We start from the raw sequence: 19,954 nt of genomic DNA, 5'->3' as shown, positions 1-19,954 counted from the left end.
GGTCTCGGCCAGGGTGCGAAGGCTACCCCGCCGCCGTAAACCTCTCCTTAACCGGCAGCAGGCGCTTAGGCCTTCAGGGCGTCCAGAATGGTCACCGCGGCCCGGAAATCGACCAGCCGGGCAGCCCGGCGAGCCGCCACCTCCTCGTCCACGCCCCATTTCTCGGCGTTCCAGTCCTCATCGACATGGGCGGCCGCCCAAACCTGATCGGAATGGAGGGCCCCATGCAGCAACGCCAACGCCAGTAGCGCGGAGCCCGTCAACGTCGTCACCACATGCAGCGCCGCCACGGCCCAAGGGTCGGCCGGAAACGCGCTACGGGCGGCCTTGATCGCCTGCTCCGGCTGGGTCACATGCACGATCCCCTCGGACAGGATGAAATGAGCCCCGAGCTCGTTCGCGGCCCATGACAGCACCGGGTCCCAATGCGCGGCTTCCCGCGCGACCAGCGCCTCGGGATGGCCGGCGCGGTAAAACAGCAAGTCGGAGCCGAGGAATTTTGCGACATCGTCGGCCACGGCATCGACGCGATCGGCGACCTCGGCGACAGAATTGGCGAAACGCGTCAGCGGCATGGTCAGGGGATCGATGGTCTCGCCTTGCGCATTCCATTCGGCGGCGATGTGCTCGGCGATGCCGCTGGCCGGCGCTACGACCTGGCGGCCCGAAGGCGTGCGGATCGGCTTGCCATCCAACGTCACCGCAAACCCGCCATCGGCCGGCGCGACGCCAGCCTCCTTGTAGATGCGCTTGCGCTGGGGTACGCGCGTGGCGCGGCGCACTGCTTCCGTCGGATCGAGCGGAGACTGTCCGGCAACTTCATCGAATAGTTCACGCATACGGCTTCCAGCAGGTCGGTGATAATCCAGTCCGGACAATACGATGCCGCTGGGTGCAAATAAAGGCGATGAGGAGGTTAGGCCACGGGCTGTCGCTTCGGTTCCATTCGCCAGAATCACCGGCTCATCACTCCGTCATTCCGGGGCGCGCGTAGCGCGAGCCCGGAATCCATCCCTCGGCACGCGCTGTGGCCCAATGGATTCCGGGCTCGCGACTTCGTCGCGCCCCGGAATGACGGTGAGAGAAACGCCTCGGTGCAAGCTCACTGCTTCTGATAGATCACCTTTCCCGCCCGGATCGTGTAGGCGACCCTGGCGAGGTTGGTGACGTCGGCGAGCGGATCGCCGTCAAGCACCACGAGATCGGCGTCGAATTCCTTCTCGACCCGCCCCTTCTTCGCTGCCTTGAAATATTGCGCTGGATTGGTCGTCAGCGACGCCAGAATCTGGCGTTCGGACATGGCGCGGCGCATCAGCTCATATTCGAGCGTGGTGTCATAGAGCTGCGTATAGCCGACATCGGTGCCGAACAGGACCCTTCCCCCATTCTCCGAAAAGCTCTTGAGTTGGCCGATCACGTTGTCGACCAGTCGTGCGATTAGTTCGGGCGGGGCCGGTATCTTCGCGTAAAGCGACAATGTTGGCGATAGCGCGACATTCTGCTCCTTGAAGCGCGCGAGCTGCGCGGGCGTGTATCCCCGCTGCTGCGGGGTCGTGTGTGCCATCACGTTCACACCCGCCGCGATCACAGTTTCCAAACCGGACGAGTTCTGCGGATGGGCAAAGACCGGCCTTCCCAGCTCGTGCGCCACATCGACCGCGGCCCTGGCAATAGCCACGTCCATGTTCACTACCGGCTTGTCTTCGCCCTTATAGACGCCAGTGAACAGCTTTAATCCGTCCAGCCCCAATTGCATGTAGATCCGCGCCCACTGCGCCGCCTGCTCAGGCGTCGCAGCCATGGGAAGCTGCAGTTCGGCAGGCAGATAGGCGGGATGACCGTCCTTGGGGAAGACGTTGCCGGCAAGATAGATCGTGGGACCGAGAATTTCACCTGCATTGACGCGGCGGCGCAGTGGCAGCGAGTCGTCGGGGTGAGAGCCGACATCCCACACGGTGGTGAAGCCCCATCGCGTCAGCATCTCCTGCATGTGCTCCTGCAGCGGCGCGGCTTGAGCGGAACCGGCGTTTTTCCATGCGGCTTGCGTGAAATGGACGTGACTGTTCCAGAAGCCGGCGACGATGGTCTTGCCGGTGCAATCAATGACGCGCGCATCTGACGGAATCTGGACCTCACCGGCGCGTCCGACGACTGTGATGAGGCCTGCTGATGTCACGATGACAGAGTCGGAAATCGGCGTTGCCTCCGGTGTGGCGTAGACGCTGCCTCCCTTCAGAACCAGCGTCTGGGCTTGCGCAACGACGTCCGGCGGAACAGCGAGAACACACGAGAGAAGCGCGGCGCCGAGCCAATGGGGGGGCATGAGCGAAGCCTTTCCGAACAACTGGTCCCGCAAGCTATAGGAACTGTACCACGCTGCTTTGATCGATATTGCTGTGCGTGAGGCTTGACAACGGATGTCTACTCCTCCGGCGCGTTCTCGATCGGATCGAACCGATCGTGCTCCAGCCCGAGCAGATTCCAGGATTGCAGCATGTGCGGCGGCAGCGGCGCGCTGACGTCGATCACGCCGCGGCGCGGGTGCGGGATCACGAGCCGCCGCGCCAGCAGATGCAGGCGGTTCTGCAGGCCGCCCGGCAGATCCCAGTTCTCCTTGTTGAAATATTTGGGATCGCCGACGATGGCGTGATCGATATGCGCCATGTGGGCGCGCAACTGGTGGGTTCGCCCGGTGACCGGCTTCAGCGACACCCAGGCGAGCTTCTGCGCCGAGGTCTCGACCACGGCGTAATACGTCACCGCGTGGCTGGCGCCCTCGTCGCCATGCTTTGCGACCCGCATGATGCTGTCCTCCTCGCTCTCCTCCTTGGCGAGATAGGTCGAGATGCGGCCCTGCTTCGGCTTCGGCACGCCCGCCACCAGCGCCCAGTAAATCTTGCGCGCGGAGCGGTGGCGGAACGACCCGGTCAGTGCGGTGGCAGCGAAGCGCGTCTTGGCGACCAGAAGACAGCCCGACGTTTCCCTGTCGAGCCGATGCACCAGCCGCGGCTTCTGCCCCTTGGCGTCGCGCATCACCTCCAGCATCTGGTCGACATTGCGCGTGATGCCGGAGCCGCCTTGCACCGCCAGCCCCGCCGGCTTGTTCAACACCATGACGTCGGCGTCTTCGTAAAGCGTCATGTCCTTCAGGGCCTGCAGCGTCTTGGTCGCGGCTTCCGAGAGCGGACCGGCACCCTTCGGCGTATCGAGCCGCAGCGGCGGAATGCGAACGCTCTGGCCTTCTTCGAGCCGGTCCTTGCTGTCAGCGCGCTTGCCGTTGACGCGCAACTCACCTTTGCGGACGATGCGCTGGATGTGGGAGAACGACAGGCCGGGAAAGCGCGCCTCGAGGAAGCGGTCGACGCGCATGTTGTTCTCGTCGGCGGTGACGACGACGGTCTGGACCTTGGTCGGCAGCGGCACTTCGGCCTTGGTCTTTTCGGGTTCGGCCGCCACGAAAGCCGGCTTCTCCCGGCGCGGCTCGGCAAAGCGCACAGGCTTGCCACCCGGACGATTGCCCTGCGGCCGGTCGCCAGGCTTCTTGCTACGGAAGGGTGTGGCTCCCTTGGGACGGGAGCCTGGTGTGCGCGACTTGGCTAGCGGTTTTCGGTCGCGGCGGCTCATCTGATTTCGGCTCCAAGGGGCAGATCGTTGCCTAGCGCAAATGCAGCGAATCGTCACGGTGAATTCGGTGCCAATCCCGCGCCGGATCGGCCAAACTAGGCCAGTTTCGACGATGCGTGGGAGCCCGGATGGCCCTGTCAAGATTGGCTTTGGTCGTTGTCGCCGCAATGTTCGCCAACACGGCCCAAGCGCAGCAAAGCCCGATGCCAGAGCATATCGCACGGACGCTGCTGGAACTCGGCCGCGTCATCGATCCGCCCAGAACCTTCGCGCTTTACGCGCCGCTGCAGGAAAAAGAGCCGTATCAAGGCGTCAAGGTCGAGCGGGACGTCAAATACGGTCCGGCCGACCGCAATCTGCTGGATATTTTCATGCCGGAAACGGCTGCATCCCCGCGACCGGTGCTGATCTATGTACATGCCGGCGCGTATGTGGGCGGCAACAAGCGCACGACGCCGACCAGCCCATTCTATGACAACATCATGCTGTGGGCGGTAAAGAACGGCTTTATCGGGGTGAACGTCGCCTATCGCCTCGCACCGCAGGCGCCCTGGCCGGCGGGCGCCGAGGATCTGGCCACCGCGGTGCAGTGGGTTGCTGACAAGGTCGGCGAGCGCGGCGGCAATGGCGCGCGTATCTTTCTGATGGGGCACTCCGCGGGCGCGGTTCATGTCGCGACCTATGTTTCACATCCCGAACTTCACAAGATCAAGGGTGGCGGCCTTGCCGGCGCGATCATGATCTCGGGCATTTACGACCTGACCGCGATGCCGCTCGCCGATACCCAGCGCGCCTATTTTGGTAACGATGCCGCGCGCTACGCCGAACGATCCTCATCGAGGGGTCTGGCGACGACCGACATTCCGCTGATGATGGTTGCCGCCGAACTGGATCCGGAAGGATTCGTGGCGCAGCTCGATCTCGGAAGGCGAGCCTCATGCAAACGGACCAGCGGATGCGCACGCGCTATCCTGCTGCCGCAGCACAGTCACATGTCGGAGGTGTATTCGATCAACACTGCCGATACCCGGCTGACCGATCAGATCCTGGACTTCGTGAAGACAGGAAAATAGCGACGGAAATTCATGCGGATTACGGCCTCGCGCCCGGAACGCCGTTACAGCGAAAGCTGCCGCCCACGAATATTTGACTCCAGATTTTATAGCATGTACTATAAAAAATGGAGTAAATCGGAGTTGACCGATGCCAGCAGCATCTTACGTTGCCCGTCCAACCGGCGCTCGCGGCTTTTGGCTTGGCTTTGCCGCCTACCTGCTTCCCTCGTTTCCGATCGCCTATGTCTGGCATCTTGTCCTGTTCGAGCAGAAATACCACGCGCTCCAGATCTATCGCGATGAGCCGGTGATCGCGTTCGGACTGGGTTCGATGATCATCCAGGGCGCGATGTTCTCGTGGTTGTTCCCACGCGTATTTCCACAACGTAGCGGCTCGTTCCTGAAGGACGGGCTCCTGTACGGACTTGGCGCTGGCCTGCTGTCATGGTCGTTCACCACGCTCGCGGTCGCAGCCAAGAATGTGATGGTTTCCGTGCCGGACTACGTGCTGCTCGAAACCGCGTTCACGATCCTGCAATTCGCAGTCGTGGGGCCGTTGATCGCCCTCGCCTACCGGCATGATGCGGAGGAAACAACCTCGACGGCATGAGCAATCTTCACTATCCGCAATTCTGCGCACTCGCCCGCGCGGCGGAGATCATCGGCGAGCGCTGGACTCTCCTGATCATCCGCGAGCTTCTTCTTGGGCCGAAGCGATTTGGCGATCTCCTGGATCATCTTGACGGCATGAGCCCCACCTTGCTGACAACGCGCCTCACCACCCTGATCGAGTGCAACGTCGTGCGGCGCATCGCCTTGCCGCCGCCGGCCAATGCGCAGGTGTACGAATTGACCGAGATCGGCCGGGAAGTTCAGCCCGCGATCCGGGAGTTGATCCGCTGGGGCGGCCGCTTCCTGTTCCCGCCGGTACCGGGCGACACGTTCGAGCCGGATTGGGTGCTGCTTGGCCTCGACGCCATTGCAAAGCGTTCAGCCGTGCCGGAAATCAGGATCGGCCTTACGGTCACCCATGGCAAGAAATCGGCAGGCTTCACGGTCGCGGGCGGCGGCTTCGGGACGGCGATTGAGAGAGGCATCACCGATTGCAAGGGGACGCTGGAAGCCCCGTTCGACGCGGTGCTCCAGATTGTCGGGACGAGCGTGTCCCTGCAGGACGCGATCGATGCGAAGCGCGCTAGCGTAAGCGGCTCGATTGCCCTCGTCCGCAAGCTTCCCCTTCTGTTCGACCTTGCGGAACGCCGGCGCATAACGCCCGCAGCAAACTGACGGAGGGGCCGGTGGCCTGGACGAAATCACCGCAGTCGCTGATCGACCTGTTCGACAAGTCGGTTCCGTCAGGCGCAAATATCTCGCGCCGCAAGATGTTCGGCTACCCGGCGGCCTTCGCCAACGGAAATCTGTTCATTGGGCTGCACCAGAACGATTTCGTGATGCGGCTCTCGGAGAAAGATCGCGCCCGTTTCACCACCGAATTTGGCGAACGGACCTTCGAGCCGATGAAAGGTCGGCCGATGCGCGAATATGTGCGATTGCCCGAGGAGCTGCTGGCCGACGCGGACAAGCGCGCATTCTGGATCAATCTTTCGCTGCAGTATGCCGAGGCAATCGCGCCGAACGCGACGTCTGCAAAGAAAAAGCAACCGCCCCGATCGATGAAAAGGAGCCGAGCATGAAGAAGTTCGTTCTGCTGCATTACGGGTTTGAAAAGCCCACTCCGGAAATCATGGCCGCCTGGGGCAAATGGTTCGAGGCAACGAAGCCGCACACGGTCGACATGGGCGGCTTCGGCAATGGTCGCGAAATCTCGAAAAGCGGAACGAAGGACCTTCCACTCGGACCCGACTCCATCACCGGCTTCACAATCGTCAACGCGGCGAGCCTCGACGACGCCGAGAAGATGGCGCAAGGCAACCCTTTCATTTCGAGCATTCGAGTCTACGAAGTTCGGTCGGGTTGATACGGAAGTGCAGCGAGCGTAGCCCGGATGAGCGCAGTGATATCCGGGATCGCAATGACGCGAGAACCGCCGACGCCCTGCGCAGGCGGACGTTGCACTTTCGCCTCAAGCGAACTGCGCGAGGCCGTGGCCGACGGACCAGTTCTCTTTCGCGGCGTCGAGAACGTTGACGAACACATCTTCCGGATGGATGCCGGGGCTATCGCCGAGCAGTTGCGCGATGCGCCGGAACAGCGCCTTCTTCTGTTCCGCGGTGCGCGTATCGAACACGGTGATCTGGATGTACACGAGATCGTCGCTGCGGCTGATGCCAAAGGCATTGCCGTAGCGGAAGTTCGCCGCGTCATGCTCGCTGATAGTCATGAACTGGTCGTCTTCGGGAACGTTGAGCGCCTCATGCATCGCGCGATAAAGACTGTTGAAGATCGCCTGCCGGTAGGCTTCCGGCTTACCAGCGCGCAGCGAGATGTGAATGAGAGGCATCGCGAATCCTTTCGCATTCTTTCCTTGCCCGCACGGCGGCTCCCCGCATGGGTGGTTCACCTCACCGGTGAAATGAACTATGAAGGTTTTTGACATGATATCAAAAACACATTCTTGACGCCTCGTCAAATATTATCTGGCTGCGTCAGGACTGAAACTTTTGACACTGAGGAGCGAAACGTGAGACCGCGCGAGTTTGATCATGACGAGGTCTTGCGCATCGCGTTCGAACAATTCTGGCGCAAGGGGGTGCGGGGAACGTCGCTCTCGGACATCGCGCGCGACGCGGGCGTCCAGCGTGGCAGTCTCTACAACGCCTTCGGCAGCAAGGAAGCGCTGTTTCTCTGCGCCTATGAGCGTTATGCGAGTAAATATTTGCGCGCCCTGCAAAAGGCGCTCAGCTCAGGTACGCTGCGCGAGCGCCTCACGGCGTTTTTCGACGTAACGATAAAGAACTTCCGTTCCGGCTCCCCGCCCCGTGGATGTCCGACGACGCGAGGGTTGATGGAGCTGGGATCGATCGAAGATGAAGGGCTGGATGAGGACGCGCGCCAGGCGTTTGCGGATCTGGTGACCCGCGCCACCGCTCTCATTGAGGAAGCCTTTTCCGAGGGCAAGAAGCGGGGCGAGTTCAGCGGAGCGCCCGAGGTCGCGGCATTGCACATCGCTACCGTGACGCGCGGATTGGCGGTGCTCGAACGCGCGTTCCGAGATGAGGCCCAGCTTCGGAAGATTGCCACGCACACCATCGATCTACTGCTCGGCAAGCAAAGCTGCTAGAAGCCGATCGGCTCGCCGGTCATGGCTGCGCGGCGGCTATTTGCACTGCGCAGCGTTTCTCACCGCGGTCAGGTCGGCTCCGGAGTTGTTGGACGGACGCTTCCTGGCGGCTTCATCCGCTGCTGCGCAGGCCGCCGCGTCACCGTTCTGGAAGCGCGCCACGGCGAGATTGGTCCAGGCGTCGCCGAAATCCGGCGCATCCTTGACCGCCTGCTCCAGCACGGGCTGGGCATCGCGCGGGCGTTTTGCGATCAGCAACATGCGGCCATAGTCGGCCCTGAGCGCCTTCACCGGATTGGGCTGTTTCAGCGCGATTCTGAAAAGCTCGTCCGCGGCATCGAGATCATTGAAGCGAAATTGCGCGACCACCGCGAGGCCGTGATAGACGGCGCTCTGCTCCGGTGAAATGAGAAACGCCTGGTTAAACCGCAGCGCGGCCTCGCGTATCTTGCCGGTATTTACAGCCCTCCAACCACGGAGCGTTATTTCGTCAAAGGCTTTTTCGCGAGAGCCTGTTGCCCCGATGATGGCGCTTACAAATTTCTCGTCGGCGGCCTTCTCCTCCGAATTCTTGACTGCAAATCCGAAGAACGGTTGCTCGTTGGTCGGCGCTGTATAGCTTCGCTTCGTCACCTGCACGCCCGGCGCCACCTCGACGCTATCAGCCGCGGCGGCAAGTGGCGACGCCAGCATCACCACACATGTGGCGGCCCGAATAGCCTGCCTCAGGTAATTCTCGAAACTGTTCATTCGCGCTGGCCTCGTTCCTTACGCAGCTTCGCCCAGTAATCCAGCCGCTTGCGAATCTCGCGCTCGAAGCCGCGATCGGGCGGATCGTAGAAGTTCTGACGCCCCAGCGCTTCCGGAAAGTAGTCCTGTCCGGAGAAGGCGTCCGGCGCGTCGTGGTCGTATTCGTAGCCGGAGCCATAGCCTTCCGACTTCATCAATTTTGTCGGCGAATTGAGAATATGTTTTGGCGGCAGCAGCGACCCCCCCTCCTTCGCCGTGCGCATCGCCGCGCCAAAGGCCTTGTAGGCGGCGTTCGATTTCGGCGCGGTAGCGAGGTAGATCACGGCCTGCGCGATCGCGAGCTCGCCCTCGGGAGACCCAAGAAAATCGAAGGCATCCTTGGCGGCGTTGCAGATCACCAGCGCCTGCGGATCGGCCAGGCCGATATCCTCCACCGCCATGCGCACGACGCGCCGCGCCAAAAACAGCGGGTCCTCGCCGGCGTCCAGCATGCGCGCGAGGTAATACAGCGCGGCGTCGGGATCGGAGCCGCGCACCGACTTATGCAGCGCCGAAATCAGGTTGTAGTGGCCGTCGGCGGACTTGTCGTAGATCGGCGCGCGGCGCTGCAGGATCTCCTGCAACTGGGCGGCGTTGAAGATTTCGTCCCTGCGCGCGGCGCGCCAGACCTCTTCGGCCAAGGTCAGCGCCGCGCGGCCGTCGCCGTCGGCCATTCGCACCAGCACGGCGCGCGCCTCGGCATCGAGCGGCAATTTTCGGCCCTCGACCTTCTCGGCATGGGCAAAGAGTTTTTCGATCGCGGCGGCATCGAGCGAATGAAACACCAGCACCCGCGCGCGCGACAGAAGCGCGGCGTTGAGCTCGAATGACGGGTTTTCCGTGGTGGCGCCGACCAGCACCACGGTGCCGTCTTCCATGACAGGAAGAAAGGAATCCTGCTGGGCGCGGTTGAAGCGGTGCACCTCGTCGACGAACAACAGCGTGCCCTTGCCCGTCTCGCGCCGGGCCCGCGCGGCGTCGAACACCTTCTTCAAATCGGCGACGCCGGAAAATACCGCCGAAATCTGCTCGAAATGCAGTTCGGTGGCATCCGCCAACAGCCGCGCCACTGTGGTCTTGCCGGTGCCGGGCGGCCCCCAGAACACCAGCGAGCCCAGCGTGCGCGTCTCCAGCATCCGCGTCAGCGCGCCATCGGGACCGAGAATGTGATCCTGGCCGACGACATCGGCCAGCGAGCGCGGACGCAGCCGGTCGGGAAGCGGACGCGGCGCATCCTCTTCCATCCCTGCCGCGGCAAAGAGATTGGTCGCCTCGCGGGGTTTCTTCGGGCTCATCCGCCGAGCGTCACGTTGATCTGCTGGCCGCCGCGCACCACGACGATGCGCCAGAGCCTGGACGAGGTTTTCGAAGCCTTGTCGAGGTCGCTGGTCTTGCTGATCTTCTGATTGTTGACGGCGAGAATGATGTCGCCTTTCTGGAATCCGACGCTTGCCGCAGTACCCCCGTCGGCAAGATCGATCACCACGACGCCCTCGGCCTGGGAATCCAGATGCAGCTCGTCGGCAACCGCCGGCGAAATATTGGCGACCTTGGCGCCCTGGAACGGCGAGCGCGCGGTGAGCACGATTTCATCGCGGTTGGTGTCGGGGGCGGTCTCCAGCGGCACCGTGACCTTGACGGTCTTTCCACCACGCTGCACGTCGATCTGTGCGGAGCCGCCGAGTTGCCTTGTGGCGAAGCGGTAGTCGAACGCGTTGGGTTCGTCGATCGGCTGCCCTTCGATGGCGACGATCAGGTCGGACGGCTTCAGCCCGGCGCGCGCGGCCGGGCTGTTTGGTGCGACATTGGCGACCAGAGCGCCGTTCGGCAGTTTCAGCCCCAGCGTCTCGGCGATTTCGGGCGTCACCGCCTGCAGTTTCGCACCCAGCCACGGCCGCTTGACGGCCTTGCCGCCGCTCTTGGCGGAGGCCACGACCACGCGCACCATGTTTGTGGGAATCGCAAAGCCGATGCCCTGCGAGCCGCCGGAGCGCGAGAAGATCGCGGTGTTGATGCCGACCAGCTTGCCGGTCATATCGACCAGCGCGCCGCCGGAATTCCCGGGATTGATCGCCGCATCGGTCTGGATGAAGAACTGGTAATCGGTGACGCCGACCTTGGTGCGAGCCAGCGCCGAGACGATGCCATGGGTCACGGTCTGGCCAACGCCGAAAGGATTGCCGATCGCGAGCACGACGTCGCCGACCAGCAATTCATCGGAATTGGCAAAGTCCAGCGTCGCAAATTTCTCTCGTCCGTCCTTCACGCGCAGCACGGCCAGATCCGTGCGGCTGTCCTTCAGCACGATCTCGGCCTCGAACTCGCGCTTGTCGGCGAGCGAAATCTTGACCTGATCGGCGCCCTCGATGACGTGGTTGTTGGTGACCACGAGCCCCGAGGCATCGACCATCACGCCCGATCCCAGCGAGCGCTGCATCTGCTCGGGCTGCATGCCCGGGACGCCGAAGAAGCGGCGGAAGATCGGATCGTCCAGCAGCGGGTTGCGATTCTGCACCGTCTTAGCGGCATAGACGTTCACCACTGCCGGCTGCGCGCGCTGCACGATCGGCGCGTAGGACAGCCGCAGTTCGGCGCCCGAGGTCGGCACGCGCCGATCCTGCGCCAGCGCCGGCGTTGCAACGACTGCGGAAACCAGCAGCAAGGCGAAAGAGCGGATCGTCAACGTCATGCAAGAATCCCAAAATTGATGGCCCCAGATATAGATGCGAGGCAGCAACGAGAGAAGATAAGGCGGTACTCAATACTGCCGGTCAGGCCGCGCGATCGGGCACTTTCGCGGTGTCGGAGGCCGGCGCACAGGATAGCCTTTCCTGATGGCCCTCGCCCCATGCCCTGAGCGTCTCGATCACCGGCCGCAAGCTCTCGCCGATCTCCGACAGCGTGTATTCGACCCGCGGCGGCACCTCGGCGTAGACCTTGCGGATCACGAGCTTGTCGTCCTCGAGCGCGCGAAGCTGCTTGGTCAGCATGCGCTGGGTAATCCCCGGCATCCGCCGCCGCAACTCCCCGAAGCGCTGGGTGCCGGCCTGCAGGTGAAACAGGATCACGCCTTTCCACTTGCCGTCGATCAGATCGAGCGTCGCTTCAACCGCGCAGCCCGGCCGACGGGCAAAATTCCGCCGTTTCATGAGTTTTTCCTGGAGTTTCCCCAATAGTATCCAAACAGGGACTAGTTCCCCAAATTTACAGTACTTGCCAAGCGGATGCTAGAGCGACAGTTAGGCAATCGATCTGTCAAACACGGAGGAGGCACGACATGAAGGCCGTCGGATACAAAAAATCGCTCCCCATCGAAGACGCGAATGCGCTGATTGATTTTGAGGCCGCCAAGCCGGAACCGACGGGCCGCGACATCCGCGTCGCCGTCAAGGCGATCTCTGCCAACCCGGTCGATTACAAGGTCCGCAAGCGCGCCGCCCCGCCCGAGGGCGAAACGAAAATCCTGGGCTACGACGCTGCCGGCATCGTCGATGCCGTCGGCCCGGATGTGACGCTGTTCAAACCGGGTGACGAAGTGTTTTACGCCGGCTCGATCCTGCGCCAGGGCACGAATGCGGAATTTCACCTGGTCGACGAGCGGATCGTCGGCAAGAAGCCGAAATCTTTGTCGTTCGCGCAGGCCGCGGCGCTGCCGCTGACCTCGATCACCGCCTGGGAATTGCTGTTCGACCGGCTCGGCGCCCTGCCGGGCAAGAGCCTCGATCCACGCACGTTGCTGATCACCGGCGGCGCCGGGGGCGTCGGCTCGATCCTGATCCAGCTCGCGCGCCGCCTCACCGGGCTTACGGTTGTCGCCACCGCCACGCGTCCGGAGTCGCAGAAATGGTGCCTCGACCTCGGAGCGCATGCCGTGATCGATCATTCCAAGCCGATGAAGGAGCAGATCGAAAAGTTGAAGGTGCCGCCGGTCGCGCTGGTCGCGAGCCTCACCTTCACCGACCAGCACTACAAGGCGATCGCCGATTTCATCGCACCACAGGGCAAGTTCGGCCTGATCGACGATCCCCCGGAATTCACCGTCTCCGCCTTCAAGGGCAAGGCGGTCTCGATCCACTGGGAATCGATGTTCACGCGCTCGTCATTCCAGACGCCTGACATGATCGCCCAGCACCACCTCCTGAACGACGTCTCCGACCTCCTCGACAAGGGCGTGCTGCGCACCACGCTTGACCAGACCTTTGGAACGATAAACGCCGCCAATCTGAAACGGGCCCATGCGCTTTTGGAAAGCGGCAAGTCGCGCGGCAAGATCGTGCTGGAGGGCTGGTAACGGCCCAACAACGGGGTTGATCTGGGGGTCGATTCAAGGGAGCCTGTTCCATCGATCCGGGATGGCTGTCGCCGAAAAGCCCCGGCGCGAATTGCCGGGGAACACGGAAGACAGGAGACCTGTTCGACATGATACGAATGTTTCTGGCGGCCGCGCTGGCGTCGTCCTGCGTGGTGGGTTGCGCGTCGATCGCAACGGCACAAGGCAGTTACCCCGAAAAATCGCTGCAGTTGATTGTGCCCTATCCGGCGGGCGGAGCTGGCGACGTCGTCGGGCGCATCATTGCCGGCGAGCTCGAGACGCGTCTGGGCAAGCCCGTGATCGTGCTCAATCGCCCCGGCGGCGGCACGACGATCGCCGCCAAAGAGGTCGCTAACGCGGCACCCGACGGTTACACCCTACTCACCAGTTCGAATTCGACCTTCACCCTGCAGCACGCCGTGAAGGAGAACGTGCCCTACGATAGCGGCAGGGATTTCGAGCCGATCGCCCAGACCGGTACCCTGACCATGGTGCTGGTCACGCATCGCGACAGCCCGATCAAGGACGTTGCGGCGCTTGTCGCGGCGGCGAAGGCCAGTCCCGACAAGCTGTCGCTGGCGTCCTTCGGCGTAGCCACCATTTCGCATTTCGCCGGCGAACTGTTCAAGTCGAGCGCCGGCATCAAGATGCTGCACCTGCCCTATAAGGGCAGCGCGCCGGCGATGAACGACCTGATAGGCAAGCACATCGAGTACCACGTGGACACCGTGATCGCGATCAGGCCGCAGCTCGAAGCCGGCACGGTTCGCCCGCTGGCGGTGTTCTCCGCCAAGCGCTCGCAGTTCCTTCCCGACGTTCCGACTCTCGCCGAACTCGGTTATCCCAATATCGACCTCGTCTCCTGGGGTACCGTGGTCGCGCCCAAGGGAATCCCGCCGGCCATACGCGACCGGCTGGCCTCGGCGCTGGAAGAGGCAATCGCAAGCCCTTCGGTGATCGAGCGCTTTAAGAAGGTCGGGTACGAAGCCGGCTTCAAGCGCTATCCGGACTGGCCGGGTTTCATCGCCAAGGAAACGGCCGAGATGAAGGAACTGGCCCGCAAGGGCGGCATCAAGGAAGAGTAATCCCGACATGACCGAGCCGTGCGATCTGCCCGCGGTAACGGCCCGGGCGCTGATCGGCGAGCGCAAGCTTTCGCCGGTCGAACTCATGGACAGTTGCATCCGCCGGATCGAGGAAATCGATCCGGCCGTCAATGCGATCATCGCGCGCTCGTTCGATACGGCGCGCGTGGCGGCGCGGGAAAGCGAGGCTGCCGTAATGCGCGGCGATGCGCTCGGGCCGCTGCACGGGCTTCCGCTCGGGGTCAAGGATCTGATCGATGCCAAGGGGCTGCCGACGAGTTTTGGCAGCGTGCTGTTCGCGGACAATGTCGCGGCCGAGGATGAGGCGATCGTCGCAATGCTCAAGCGCGCCGGCGCCATCGTCGTCGGCAAGACCAACGTCCCCGAATGGGGCGCGGGCGGCAACACCCGCAATGCGCTTCATGGCGCCACCGGCAATCCCTTCGATCCCGAGCGCTCCGCCGCCGGCTCGTCCGGCGGATCGGCGGTAGCGCTTGCAACCGGCATGGTGCCGCTGGCGACCGGTTCGGACACCGGCGGCTCGGTCAGGAACCCCGCCGCCTTTTGCGGTGTCGTCGGATTCCGCCCCTCCCCTGGGCTGATCGCCAGCAACAGCCGCAACATGGCCTGGCTGCAGATCTCGCAACTCGGGCCGATGGCGAGAAACGTATCGGACGCGTGCCTGATGCTTTCCTGCATGCTGGATCGCGACGCGCGCGATCCGTTGTCGGCCATCCTTCACGCCGGCGGAACGCCCGTGCGCGAGACCTATCGCGATCCGCCACGGACCGATCTCGCCGGCTTGCGCATCGCGGCGACCTGCGATTTCGGGTTTGCTCCGACGGAACGCGTCATCGCCGAGACGTTCAAAACGAAGCTCGCGACATTCGGATCGGCATTCCGCCGCGTCGCATGGACCCATCCGGATTGCAGCCATGCCGACGAGGTGTTCCGGATCTTGCGCGCCGTCGCATTTCTGGGCCGTCACCGTGAACTCGCCGAGAAATATCCGGACAAAGTGGGTCCCAATATCAGAGACAACGTGGCCGAGGGGCTTGGCTATTCTGCCCTCGACGTGGCACGCGCGCTTTCGCTGCAGACCGCGCTTTATCGGAGTTGGCAGACATTTTTCGGCGAGCACGATTTTATCATCGCGCCGACAGTCACGATCAGCCCGCGGCCCTGGTCCGAGCTTTACCCGGCCGCCATCGACGGAGTACCTACGAAAAGCTATTTCCACTGGCTGGCGCTGGCCTATGCCGTGACCAATGCCGGACACCCGGCGGTGGCGATACCGGCCGGCCGCGACGGCGCCGGATTGCCGTTCGGCATCCAGATCATCGGTCCGCGAGGTGGCGACGTCGCGACGCTTTCAGTGGCCCGCGAGATCGAGGCGCTGCTTGAGGCCAATCCGGAGACAGCCCGTCCCATCCCCGACCTCGCCTGGCTGCGCCGACAGCCTCCGATTTCGAGCCGGCCGGGTTTTCTGGATTTCGACTGAGGCGATATTCGTTGCGGCGATAGCCAAGCTCACGTTGCGGTCGGCACCGCATCGAGAGGCAAGGCTTGGCTGAATATTTGCTGCCCATGGCGGAGGCGTTTCAGCGCTTCACGACAATGGTTCCCGATCGGAAGAAATAACGACAATCGCCGGCTACCGTCGCAACGGCCTCCTGAACGTCCATTCATCAAAATTAAATCCGGCGCCAGGACGGCCGGAAGCCGGGTCCAAGGCAACAAACTTCACTCGAAAGTGTTTAGCGAGTCTGCGGTTATGTGAAAAAGTTTGCCTGTCTGATTACGGAAAGGAGGAGTCGATGAGAAAGGCACCTTTGGTTCTGGCTGTCGCGGCAACCCTTGGCCTGACAGCGGTAACGGCGCCGTCGCCCGCGGAGGCTCACTGGCGCGGAGGGGGCTGGGGCTGGGGCGGGGCTGTGGCTGGCGGATTGATCGCTGGCGCGGTGATCGGTGGACTGGCGTCGAACGCCTACGCCTATGGTCCGGGTTACGGATATTACGGCGGGTATCCGGGCTACGGCGGCTACTACGGCGGTTATGCACCGGCCTACTATGGCGGCTATTACAGCGAGCCCTATTATCCCGTGGTTCGTTATCGCCGCGTGATTCGCCCGGCGTACGCCTACTATGGCGGTCCGCGATTCTATGGCGGTCCGCGATTCTATGGTCCGCGGTATTACGGCGGCTGGCGTCGCTGGTGATCCGGCAAAATGAAAAAGGGCCGCCCGACTGGCGGCCCCTTTTTGCATGGCGCTGCGAGAGCCCCTCAGTCGACTTCATGCACCACGGTGCGGGTAGCGGGATCAACCAGCATCACGCGATTGTTCGAGTAGACATAGCGATACTTGGTCACTGACGGGCCCCAATCCGAAGGCACTGCCTCGAGTTCGACCTCGGTCGGCACCTTGGCGCCCACCACGATCCGTTCCCGTGTTTCTACCGGACGGATCTTGTGCTCGGTCACGTAGCTCTTGATCTTCGTGCGATACTCCGGCTCGATCCGAATCGTTGCGCCCGCAGTTCCGGTGGTCGTGTCGGGAGTTATGACCGTGGTTTGAGCGTTGGCCATGGTCGCAACCAGCGACGCTGCCGCCGCCGCCAAAATAAGCAGCTTCTTCATCGGGTCCTCCTCAAGCCGCATCAGCGCGGCATCAGGAAAAACGGTTTCTGAGCGTCCTTGTTCCGCCTGAACGACCGCCTTCGTTGCTGCCTACACCGGCGCGACGCCCTCGACGAAAACCAGACGGCGATCCAGCGCGGCCTGCCGCACTCTCAACGCCTCGGCATATTCCGGCGAGGCGTACCATTCGCGCAAACGCTCCATCGTCGGAAATTCGACGACGATGATGGTTTTCGGCGGTGGGCCTCCTTCGATCAAAGTTGCGGCGCCGCCGCGCACGAGATAGCGGCCGCCATACTTTGCAATCGCCTTGGCCGCTATGCTGCGATAGCTTTCGAAGTCAGTGGCATCACGCATCTCGACTTCGGAAATAGCGTAGGCTGACATCCTTCCCTCGCGCACGGTGTTTGCGCATCACCGGATTTCGACGATCTCCGCTTCGCCTCCTGCGATGGCAACGACATCGCCGACACCCTTGCCGAACAGCGCGCGCGCCAGCGGCGAGCCGTGCGAGATCGTCCCGTGTGCGGGCTCGGCCTCGTCTTCGCCGACGATCCGGAACGTCTGTCGCCGGTCGTCCTCGCGCACGATGGTGACGGTGTGACCGAAGCGCACGACGGAATTGTCTGATGGCACGGGGGCCACCCTTGCCGTGGCGCGGCGAGCATTCCAATAGCGGAAGTCACGGCGAGCGCTGGCCAGCGCCGCGCGATCGCCGGCGGATTGCGCCGCAGCCTGGGCCGCGGCCAACGCCTGCTCGATCCGGCGGAGACCGTCAGCCGTCACGTCGTTCGGAAGTTCGGAGATTGGCCGGTCAGGCAGATCTTCGACGTCTTCGGTATCCTTGACGAACGCTCTACTCATGGATGTCAAACGTTTGGCGGCCCGGGACGTTCCTGTGAAGTCACGCGCCGGCCGCGATCGCGGGCGCGCCGGGCAACAAAAAAGCGGCGCTTTTGGCGCCGCCTTTGAAAAACTGCGATTTGGAAGAGTTACGCCGCTTCCGCGGACTTCTCTTCCACAGGACCAGAATCCTGGCCCTTGGCGTCGACGTCGCGGTCGACGAATTCGATCACGGCCATCGGGGCGTTGTCGCCGTAGCGGAAGCCGGCCTTGATGATACGGGTATAGCCGCCCTGACGGTCCTTGTAGCGGGGCGCCAGCGTGTCGAAAAGCTTCTTGACCTGATCCTTGTCGCGCATCTCGGAGATTGCCTGGCGGCGCATGGCGAGCCCGCCCTTCTTGCCGAGGGTAACGAGCTTCTCGACGATCGGGCGCAGTTCCTTGGCCTTCGGCAGGGTGGTGACGATCTGCTCGTGCTTGATCAGCGCGGCGCACATGTTGGCGAACATCGCGCGGCGATGCTCGGCGGTTCGGTTGAGCTTACGATGAACCTTGCCGTGACGCATTGATGTATTCCTTGATTTGTCTTCGTCGCGACGGTTCGTCGGACTTGTTGCTCAGGTGGGCTGCCTGCGTTCGCCCTGGGTGGCGAGTAGCGAATGGCAAGTAGCGAATAGTTTCTCCCCCATTCGCTATTCGCCACTCCCAATTCGCTCAGTAATGATCCTCGAAGCGCTTGGCGAGCTCGTCGATGTTCTCCGGCGGCCAGCCCGGCACTTCCATGCCGAGATGCAGACCCATCTGGGCCAGCACTTCCTTGATCTCGTTCAGCGACTTGCGGCCGAAGTTCGGCGTGCGGAGCATTTCCGCTTCCGACTTCTGCACGAGGTCGCCGATATAGACGATGTTGTCGTTCTTCAGGCAGTTTGCCGAACGCACCGACAACTCGAGCTCGTCGACCTTCTTGAGGAACGCCGGGTTGAAGGCGAGATCGGGGATGATCTCCTGCGCGACTTCCTTGCGCGGCTCTTCGAAGTTCACGAACACGTTGAGCTGATCCTGCAGGATGCGCGCGGCATAGGCCACCGCGTCCTCCGGCGAGATCGCGCCGTTGGTCTCGATCGTCATGGTCAGCTTGTCGTAGTCGAGAATCTGGCCCTCGCGGGTGTTCTCGACCTTGTAGGAGACCTTGCGCACGGGCGAGAACAGGCTGTCGACCGGGATCAGGCCGATCGGCGCATCCTCGGGCCGGTTGCGCTCGGCGGCGACGTAGCCCTTGCCGGCGGCGACCGTGAACTCCATGCGGATTTCAGCGCCCTCGTCCAGCGTGCAGATCTGCAGCTCGGGATTGAGCACCACGATGTCGCCGACGGTCTGGATGTCGCCGGCGGTGACGACGCCCGGACCCGACTTCTTCACGACCATGCGCTTGGGGCCCTCGCCCTGCATCTTGATCGAGATGTCCTTGATGTTGAGCACGATGTCGGTGACGTCCTCGCGAACGCCCGCGATCGAGGAGAACTCGTGCAGCACGCCGTCGATGTGCACCGACTGCACGGCGGCGCCCTGCAACGACGACAACAGGATGCGGCGCAGCGCGTTACCGAGCGTCTGGCCGAAACCGCGCTCGAGCGGCTCGGCGACGACGGTCGCAAACCGGGTCGCATCGCCGCCCGGCGTTACCTGCAGCTTGTTCGGTCGAATAAGTTCTTGCCAATTTTTCTGGATCGTCACTTTGTCACCCCTTCGGGTCAATAGACCGGCCAGTCGATCTGCCTTCAGATCACTGGCGTTGGAGATCGCGGATCAGTCCGCGGAAAATTCCAAAAGCAATCGCGAGCGGCATAACCGCCCGCGACCAGATATCAAACGCGCCGGCGCTTGCGCGGACGGCAACCATTGTGCGGGATCGTGGTCACGTCGCGGATAGATGTGACGGTGAAGCCCGCAGCCTGCAGCGCGCGAAGCGCCGATTCGCGGCCCGAACCGGGGCCGGCAACTTCCACTTCCAGCGTGCGCATGCCGTGTTCCTGCGCCTTCTTGGAAACGTCTTCGGCCGCGACCTGCGCGGCATAGGGGGTCGACTTGCGGGAGCCCTTGAAGCCCATCGTGCCGGCCGAGGACCAGGCAATGGTGTTGCCCTGCGCGTCGGTGATGGTGATGGTCGTGTTGTTGAAGGACGAATTCACGTGCGCGATGCCGGAGGCGATGTTCTTGCGTTCGCGACGGCGGACGCGGGTGGCTTCCTTGCCCATTACCTTAAAACCTTCCTGTGATCTCAAACGCCGCCGTACTGCCAGCGGCTACACCTAAGAGGTGAATGGTGAGTGGCGAACGGCGAATAGAACCATTCGCTACTCCCCATTC

At 62.9% G+C, this 19,954-nt stretch carries 24 protein-coding genes; 10 read left to right on the top strand and 14 right to left on the bottom strand.

The window, feature by feature from the left end; all coding sequences use genetic code 11:
• Window positions 1-65: 65 nt before the first annotated feature.
• From LMTR3_RS28120 to LMTR3_RS28110, 3 genes are all read right to left on the bottom strand, one after another.
• Window positions 66-839 (bottom strand): ATP12 family chaperone protein, encoded by a 774-nt coding sequence (locus LMTR3_RS28120; RefSeq protein WP_065748186.1) that lies wholly within the window; start codon window positions 837-839, stop codon window positions 66-68.
• Between the two features lie 263 nt (window positions 840-1,102).
• Complete coding sequence (locus LMTR3_RS28115) at window positions 1,103-2,323, bottom strand: amidohydrolase family protein (RefSeq protein WP_141686840.1); 1,221 nt, start codon at window positions 2,321-2,323, stop codon at window positions 1,103-1,105.
• Between the two features lie 98 nt (window positions 2,324-2,421).
• Window positions 2,422-3,624, bottom strand: a complete 1,203-nt coding sequence (locus tag LMTR3_RS28110) for an RluA family pseudouridine synthase (RefSeq protein ID WP_065748185.1) — start codon at window positions 3,622-3,624, stop codon at window positions 2,422-2,424.
• Window positions 3,625-3,827: 203 nt separating this feature from the next.
• On the opposite strand from LMTR3_RS28110, the gene LMTR3_RS28105 reads away from it, so the two are divergent.
• The 5 genes from LMTR3_RS28105 (at window position 3,828) to LMTR3_RS28085 (ending at window position 6,657) form a co-directional block, all read left to right on the top strand.
• Window positions 3,828-4,697 (top strand): alpha/beta hydrolase, encoded by an 870-nt coding sequence (locus tag LMTR3_RS28105; protein ID WP_245320014.1) that lies wholly within the window; start codon window positions 3,828-3,830, stop codon window positions 4,695-4,697.
• A 130-nt stretch (window positions 4,698-4,827) separates the two neighbouring features.
• Window positions 4,828-5,289, top strand: coding sequence for a hypothetical protein (locus tag LMTR3_RS28100; RefSeq protein ID WP_065748183.1), 462 nt, complete (start codon window positions 4,828-4,830; stop codon window positions 5,287-5,289).
• A complete protein-coding gene (locus tag LMTR3_RS28095) occupies window positions 5,286-5,966 on the top strand; it encodes a winged helix-turn-helix transcriptional regulator (protein WP_065748182.1) in 681 nt (226 codons plus the stop codon). Before LMTR3_RS28100 ends, LMTR3_RS28095 begins: the two co-directional genes overlap by 4 nt.
• A gap of 11 nt (window positions 5,967-5,977) precedes the next feature.
• Window positions 5,978-6,373 (top strand): TfoX/Sxy family protein, encoded by a 396-nt coding sequence (locus tag LMTR3_RS28090; RefSeq protein WP_065748181.1) that lies wholly within the window; start codon window positions 5,978-5,980, stop codon window positions 6,371-6,373.
• Window positions 6,370-6,657, top strand: coding sequence for a YciI family protein (locus tag LMTR3_RS28085; RefSeq protein ID WP_065748180.1), 288 nt, complete (start codon window positions 6,370-6,372; stop codon window positions 6,655-6,657). Before LMTR3_RS28090 ends, LMTR3_RS28085 begins: the two co-directional genes overlap by 4 nt.
• 105 nt (window positions 6,658-6,762) lie before the next feature.
• Here LMTR3_RS28085 and LMTR3_RS28080 read toward each other — a convergent pair whose 3' ends face one another.
• Window positions 6,763-7,140 (bottom strand): tautomerase family protein, encoded by a 378-nt coding sequence (locus tag LMTR3_RS28080; RefSeq protein ID WP_065748179.1) that lies wholly within the window; start codon window positions 7,138-7,140, stop codon window positions 6,763-6,765.
• Between the two features lie 180 nt (window positions 7,141-7,320).
• Here LMTR3_RS28080 and LMTR3_RS28075 point away from each other — a divergent pair, with 180 nt between their 5' ends.
• Window positions 7,321-7,920: a TetR/AcrR family transcriptional regulator gene (locus tag LMTR3_RS28075; RefSeq protein WP_065748178.1), complete on the top strand. Its 600-nt coding sequence runs from the start codon at window positions 7,321-7,323 to the stop codon at window positions 7,918-7,920.
• 36 nt (window positions 7,921-7,956) lie between these two features.
• Here the strand turns inward: LMTR3_RS28075 and LMTR3_RS28070 are convergent, their stop codons facing one another.
• The 4 genes from LMTR3_RS28070 to LMTR3_RS28055 all read right to left on the bottom strand — a co-directional run bounded on the left by LMTR3_RS28070 (window position 7,957) and on the right by LMTR3_RS28055 (window position 11,858).
• Window positions 7,957-8,670 (bottom strand): tetratricopeptide repeat protein, encoded by a 714-nt coding sequence (locus LMTR3_RS28070; protein WP_065748177.1) that lies wholly within the window; start codon window positions 8,668-8,670, stop codon window positions 7,957-7,959.
• On the bottom strand, window positions 8,667-10,004 hold the full coding sequence (locus LMTR3_RS28065) for a replication-associated recombination protein A (protein WP_065748176.1): 1,338 nt from the start codon (window positions 10,002-10,004) through the stop codon (window positions 8,667-8,669). The genes LMTR3_RS28070 and LMTR3_RS28065 overlap by 4 nt, the downstream gene beginning before the upstream one ends.
• The gene (locus LMTR3_RS28060) at window positions 10,001-11,398 is read right to left on the bottom strand and encodes a DegQ family serine endoprotease (RefSeq protein WP_065748175.1); all 1,398 of its coding nucleotides are present in this window, start codon (window positions 11,396-11,398) and stop codon (window positions 10,001-10,003) included. The genes LMTR3_RS28065 and LMTR3_RS28060 overlap by 4 nt, the downstream gene beginning before the upstream one ends.
• Window positions 11,399-11,480: 82 nt before the next feature.
• Entirely contained in the window at window positions 11,481-11,858 is a 378-nt protein-coding gene (locus LMTR3_RS28055) for a winged helix-turn-helix transcriptional regulator (protein ID WP_065748174.1), read from the bottom strand.
• A 128-nt stretch (window positions 11,859-11,986) separates the two neighbouring features.
• Between LMTR3_RS28055 and LMTR3_RS28050 the strand changes: the two genes are divergently transcribed.
• The 4 genes from LMTR3_RS28050 to LMTR3_RS28035 all read left to right on the top strand — a co-directional run bounded on the left by LMTR3_RS28050 (window position 11,987) and on the right by LMTR3_RS28035 (window position 16,325).
• Window positions 11,987-13,000, top strand: a complete 1,014-nt coding sequence (locus LMTR3_RS28050; RefSeq protein ID WP_065748173.1) for a zinc-binding alcohol dehydrogenase family protein — start codon at window positions 11,987-11,989, stop codon at window positions 12,998-13,000.
• A 128-nt stretch (window positions 13,001-13,128) separates the two neighbouring features.
• Window positions 13,129-14,106 carry a Bug family tripartite tricarboxylate transporter substrate binding protein gene (locus LMTR3_RS28045; RefSeq protein ID WP_065748172.1) on the top strand — a complete coding sequence of 326 codons (978 nt, stop codon included), beginning with the start codon at window positions 13,129-13,131 and terminating at the stop codon, window positions 14,104-14,106.
• A 7-nt stretch (window positions 14,107-14,113) separates the two neighbouring features.
• Window positions 14,114-15,607: an amidase gene (locus LMTR3_RS28040; RefSeq protein WP_065748171.1), complete on the top strand. Its 1,494-nt coding sequence runs from the start codon at window positions 14,114-14,116 to the stop codon at window positions 15,605-15,607.
• A 316-nt stretch (window positions 15,608-15,923) separates the two neighbouring features.
• Window positions 15,924-16,325, top strand: a complete 402-nt coding sequence (locus tag LMTR3_RS28035) for a hypothetical protein (RefSeq protein ID WP_065748170.1) — start codon at window positions 15,924-15,926, stop codon at window positions 16,323-16,325.
• Between the two features lie 65 nt (window positions 16,326-16,390).
• Here the strand turns inward: LMTR3_RS28035 and LMTR3_RS28030 are convergent, their stop codons facing one another.
• From LMTR3_RS28030 to rpsK, 6 genes are all read right to left on the bottom strand, one after another.
• Window positions 16,391-16,744: a DUF1236 domain-containing protein gene (locus tag LMTR3_RS28030; protein ID WP_065748267.1), complete on the bottom strand. Its 354-nt coding sequence runs from the start codon at window positions 16,742-16,744 to the stop codon at window positions 16,391-16,393.
• Between the two features lie 90 nt (window positions 16,745-16,834).
• Window positions 16,835-17,131 carry a DUF1330 domain-containing protein gene (locus tag LMTR3_RS28025; protein ID WP_065748169.1) on the bottom strand — a complete coding sequence of 99 codons (297 nt, stop codon included), beginning with the start codon at window positions 17,129-17,131 and terminating at the stop codon, window positions 16,835-16,837.
• A 27-nt stretch (window positions 17,132-17,158) separates the two neighbouring features.
• The gene (gene greA, locus LMTR3_RS28020; RefSeq protein WP_065748168.1) at window positions 17,159-17,608 is read right to left on the bottom strand and encodes a transcription elongation factor GreA; all 450 of its coding nucleotides are present in this window, start codon (window positions 17,606-17,608) and stop codon (window positions 17,159-17,161) included.
• Between the two features lie 128 nt (window positions 17,609-17,736).
• On the bottom strand, window positions 17,737-18,153 hold the full coding sequence (gene rplQ, locus LMTR3_RS28015) for a 50S ribosomal protein L17 (RefSeq protein ID WP_065728829.1): 417 nt from the start codon (window positions 18,151-18,153) through the stop codon (window positions 17,737-17,739).
• A gap of 148 nt (window positions 18,154-18,301) precedes the next feature.
• On the bottom strand, window positions 18,302-19,342 hold the full coding sequence (locus tag LMTR3_RS28010; RefSeq protein ID WP_176722005.1) for a DNA-directed RNA polymerase subunit alpha: 1,041 nt from the start codon (window positions 19,340-19,342) through the stop codon (window positions 18,302-18,304).
• A 110-nt stretch (window positions 19,343-19,452) separates the two neighbouring features.
• Window positions 19,453-19,842, bottom strand: coding sequence for a 30S ribosomal protein S11 (gene rpsK / locus LMTR3_RS28005; protein WP_006021048.1), 390 nt, complete (start codon window positions 19,840-19,842; stop codon window positions 19,453-19,455).
• Window positions 19,843-19,954: the final 112 nt, after the last annotated feature.

Source organism: Bradyrhizobium sp. LMTR 3 (genome assembly GCF_001693485.1).
In the GTDB taxonomy this organism is placed as follows: Bacteria; Pseudomonadota; Alphaproteobacteria; order Rhizobiales; family Xanthobacteraceae; genus Bradyrhizobium.
This window is presented reverse-complemented; position numbering and strand designations above follow the sequence as displayed.

Excerpts from the sequence above, each read along its gene's own strand:
- LMTR3_RS28120 (WP_065748186.1), bottom strand. The coding sequence starts at position 839 with ATGCGTGAACTATTCGATGAAGTTGCCGGACAGTCTCCGCTCGATCCG.
- LMTR3_RS28115 (WP_141686840.1), bottom strand. The coding sequence starts at position 2,323 with ATGCCCCCCCATTGGCTCGGCGCCGCGCTTCTCTCGTGTGTTCTCGCT.
- LMTR3_RS28110 (WP_065748185.1), bottom strand. The coding sequence starts at position 3,624 with ATGAGCCGCCGCGACCGAAAACCGCTAGCCAAGTCGCGCACACCAGGC.
- LMTR3_RS28105 (WP_245320014.1), top strand. The coding sequence starts at position 3,828 with ATGCCAGAGCATATCGCACGGACGCTGCTGGAACTCGGCCGCGTCATC.
- LMTR3_RS28100 (WP_065748183.1), top strand. The coding sequence starts at position 4,828 with ATGCCAGCAGCATCTTACGTTGCCCGTCCAACCGGCGCTCGCGGCTTT.
- LMTR3_RS28095 (WP_065748182.1), top strand. The coding sequence starts at position 5,286 with ATGAGCAATCTTCACTATCCGCAATTCTGCGCACTCGCCCGCGCGGCG.
- LMTR3_RS28085 (WP_065748180.1), top strand. The coding sequence starts at position 6,370 with ATGAAGAAGTTCGTTCTGCTGCATTACGGGTTTGAAAAGCCCACTCCG.
- LMTR3_RS28080 (WP_065748179.1), bottom strand. The coding sequence starts at position 7,140 with ATGCCTCTCATTCACATCTCGCTGCGCGCTGGTAAGCCGGAAGCCTAC.
- LMTR3_RS28070 (WP_065748177.1), bottom strand. The coding sequence starts at position 8,670 with ATGAACAGTTTCGAGAATTACCTGAGGCAGGCTATTCGGGCCGCCACA.
- LMTR3_RS28065 (WP_065748176.1), bottom strand. The coding sequence starts at position 10,004 with ATGAGCCCGAAGAAACCCCGCGAGGCGACCAATCTCTTTGCCGCGGCA.
- LMTR3_RS28060 (WP_065748175.1), bottom strand. The coding sequence starts at position 11,398 with ATGACGTTGACGATCCGCTCTTTCGCCTTGCTGCTGGTTTCCGCAGTC.
- LMTR3_RS28055 (WP_065748174.1), bottom strand. The coding sequence starts at position 11,858 with ATGAAACGGCGGAATTTTGCCCGTCGGCCGGGCTGCGCGGTTGAAGCG.
- LMTR3_RS28050 (WP_065748173.1), top strand. The coding sequence starts at position 11,987 with ATGAAGGCCGTCGGATACAAAAAATCGCTCCCCATCGAAGACGCGAAT.
- LMTR3_RS28045 (WP_065748172.1), top strand. The coding sequence starts at position 13,129 with ATGATACGAATGTTTCTGGCGGCCGCGCTGGCGTCGTCCTGCGTGGTG.
- LMTR3_RS28040 (WP_065748171.1), top strand. The coding sequence starts at position 14,114 with ATGACCGAGCCGTGCGATCTGCCCGCGGTAACGGCCCGGGCGCTGATC.
- LMTR3_RS28035 (WP_065748170.1), top strand. The coding sequence starts at position 15,924 with ATGAGAAAGGCACCTTTGGTTCTGGCTGTCGCGGCAACCCTTGGCCTG.
- LMTR3_RS28030 (WP_065748267.1), bottom strand. The coding sequence starts at position 16,744 with ATGAAGAAGCTGCTTATTTTGGCGGCGGCGGCAGCGTCGCTGGTTGCG.
- LMTR3_RS28025 (WP_065748169.1), bottom strand. The coding sequence starts at position 17,131 with ATGTCAGCCTACGCTATTTCCGAAGTCGAGATGCGTGATGCCACTGAC.
- greA (WP_065748168.1), bottom strand. The coding sequence starts at position 17,608 with ATGAGTAGAGCGTTCGTCAAGGATACCGAAGACGTCGAAGATCTGCCT.
- rplQ (WP_065728829.1), bottom strand. The coding sequence starts at position 18,153 with ATGCGTCACGGCAAGGTTCATCGTAAGCTCAACCGAACCGCCGAGCAT.
- rpsK (WP_006021048.1), bottom strand. The coding sequence starts at position 19,842 with ATGGGCAAGGAAGCCACCCGCGTCCGCCGTCGCGAACGCAAGAACATC.